At 65.5% G+C, this 2270-nt stretch carries 2 protein-coding genes; both read right to left on the bottom strand.

The genetic code is table 11. The features are described from left to right. A partial coding sequence (locus IRZ12_RS17350; RefSeq protein WP_296471289.1) for a FecR domain-containing protein occupies positions 1 to 1441 on the bottom strand: 1441 nt, incomplete at its 3' end. After that, positions 1438 to 2163, bottom strand: coding sequence for a response regulator transcription factor (locus IRZ12_RS17345; RefSeq protein ID WP_296471286.1), 726 nt, complete (start codon positions 2161 to 2163; stop codon positions 1438 to 1440). The genes IRZ12_RS17345 and IRZ12_RS17350, both read right to left, overlap by 4 nt. Positions 2164 to 2270 lie beyond the last annotated feature (107 nt).

Below are 2270 nucleotides of genomic sequence, written 5' to 3'. Positions count from 1 at the left end.
GCACCCAATAGCGCTGGCCGGGTTCGCCGTCCCAGGCCAGGGTCAGGCGGTCACCATCCTGTTCCAGGGCAACGTTATTGCCGGCCGGCAGCCTGACGATGAAGCGCCGCGGATCGCCATAGGGCCCCATGTCCGGACTGCCGTCCTTGCCGCGCGCGACACTGGCCACCCGCCAGTAATACGTACCCGAAGCCAGGCCGGTGACCGTCCGCCCGGTCTGCGCCTGCAGAGTTTCGTCTAGGAGAAGATCGGCGAAGGCCTCGTCGCGGGCCAGTTGCACCCGGTAGCCGATCGCGTTCTCGCCTTCGGTCCACTCGAGCGTCACATCTTGCTGTTGTACCGTGCCGCCGTCGACGGGCGCGAGCGTCACCGGCGGTTCGGGGCGGGCCTTGAGCTTGATGGGCCAAGTAGCATGCCGCCCTTCTATGCCTTGCGCGTCGATCGCGCTGATCCGGACGACGTAATCGCCGTCGTCCAGGCCCGCAAAGCGCACCCTGGGCTGCGACGCGACGACGTTGCCCACGATTCGCTCGGGATCCCCGGCAGGCCAGATGAAGGCCCGATAGGAGACCGCGCCGCTTTGCGGTGCAAAGGCCAGGTCGATGATGGGACGCTCTTGCAAAGAGCGCACGCCGGACAAATCCGGCACGGGCAGCAAGGGAGCCAATGCGGGAGCCTGCATCCCGGCCGCCACGGCGCCGCCCGTGCCTGCTGCCACGCGCGCGCTCGAACCAGACTGCCGTGCGGTCAGCTCGACCTCGCCCTGGAGTACGTCGCTGGTAGCGGCCCCATCATTGCGCAGCGTGACGCCGAATTCCGTGCCGCGCACCCCCGCTGCCATCAGCGGCGTATCGACCCGGAACCGACTTCCCGTGGGCTGCTGCGCGGTCACGCGCGATTCCACCCGGCCCTTGTCCAGGCTCACCGTGGTCTCGCTGCGCTTCTTGACGAGGCTGTACCGCAGGCGCTCCAGGCGCAGCTCGGAATCCCCCGTCACGCGCACGATGGAGCCATCTGTCATTTCCAGCGTCGCGAATCCGCCGCTGTCAGTGATGACGGTGTCACCGTCGATCAGCCGCATGCCCGGTTCGAGCGCGCCTTCGGCGCCGCCTCGAACCTTGTAGCGCACCGTCCCAGAGACGTGCACCACCCGCGCGCCGCCGGGTTTCTTGCGCAACAGCGCATCGGGCACGACGATGGTCGAACCCAACTTCAACTGGCGCGGGTGCGGATTGCCGTTCGCCTGCGCCAAGGCTTTCCATTGAAGTGGATCTTCGAGATAAGCGTTCGCGAGGTCGTAAAGCGTGTCGCCGTTGCGCACGACGTGCCGGATGGGTTCTGCTTGCTGGGCCAGCGCAGGCGCCGCAGCACCCGCACACGCGGCTGCCAGTGCCCATGTGGTGAGCCGGACGCTGCATTGCACGGGAAGGAACATTTTCATGGGGAGGCGTCGTTGTTGGTGTTAGTGGGGGTTTCCGCTGAATCCAGCACCTCGAACCGGTAACCCAGTCCGTACACGGGGACGACCCGCACGCCGTTCTGCGGCCGCAGATCGAGCTTGCGGCGCAATTGCGACATGTGGGTGGTGACCGTGCGCGTATCGATGGCGCTGGTGCCCCACAGCTCCTCGAGAAGATGCTGGTGGGTCAACAAGCGGCCTGGATTGCGGAACAGGAACAGCGCGAGCTCATACTCCTTGGGCTTGAGGTCGACGACTTTGCCCCTTAGGCTGATCTCGCGGCGGTGTAAATCAAAAACGTAGTCCCCGAAGCCGGGTTGGACGGGACGGGTAGTTTCCGGATACGCGCGGCGCAGCAACGCCGTGACGCGTGCCTGGAGCTCCAAGGCCCGGATGGGCTTGGTCATGTAGTCGTCAGCACCGGCCTGAAGGCCCTCGACGACGTCTTGTTCATCGTCGCGGCTGGTGACGAAGAGCACGGGCAGGTGGCGAGGCAGGTTGCGTCGTATCCACCCCAGGATTTCCGGCCCCTCGACGTGCGGCACATGCCAGTCGAGCACGAACAAATCGTAGCTCTGCCTGTGCAACTCGCGCAGCATCAGCCTGCCGTCACCGTACACCTGGCACTGGTGCCCAGCCTGAAGCAGCGTCTTTTCGATGATCCTGGCATGCGCCGGATCGTCTTCCAATATGGCGATGCGCACCTGGCCCCCGGATTGATGCAAAGCCGACGTATATTACATTTTATAACGTAGCTCTTGCATCGCGCCCAGCGCACGGTCGCGCTGGGCGCCGCTCCCCCGGAGGCAGT

The organism is Pigmentiphaga sp. (assembly GCF_019689535.1).
Lineage (GTDB): Bacteria > Pseudomonadota > Gammaproteobacteria > Burkholderiales > Burkholderiaceae_B > Pigmentiphaga.
This window is presented reverse-complemented; position numbering and strand designations above follow the sequence as displayed.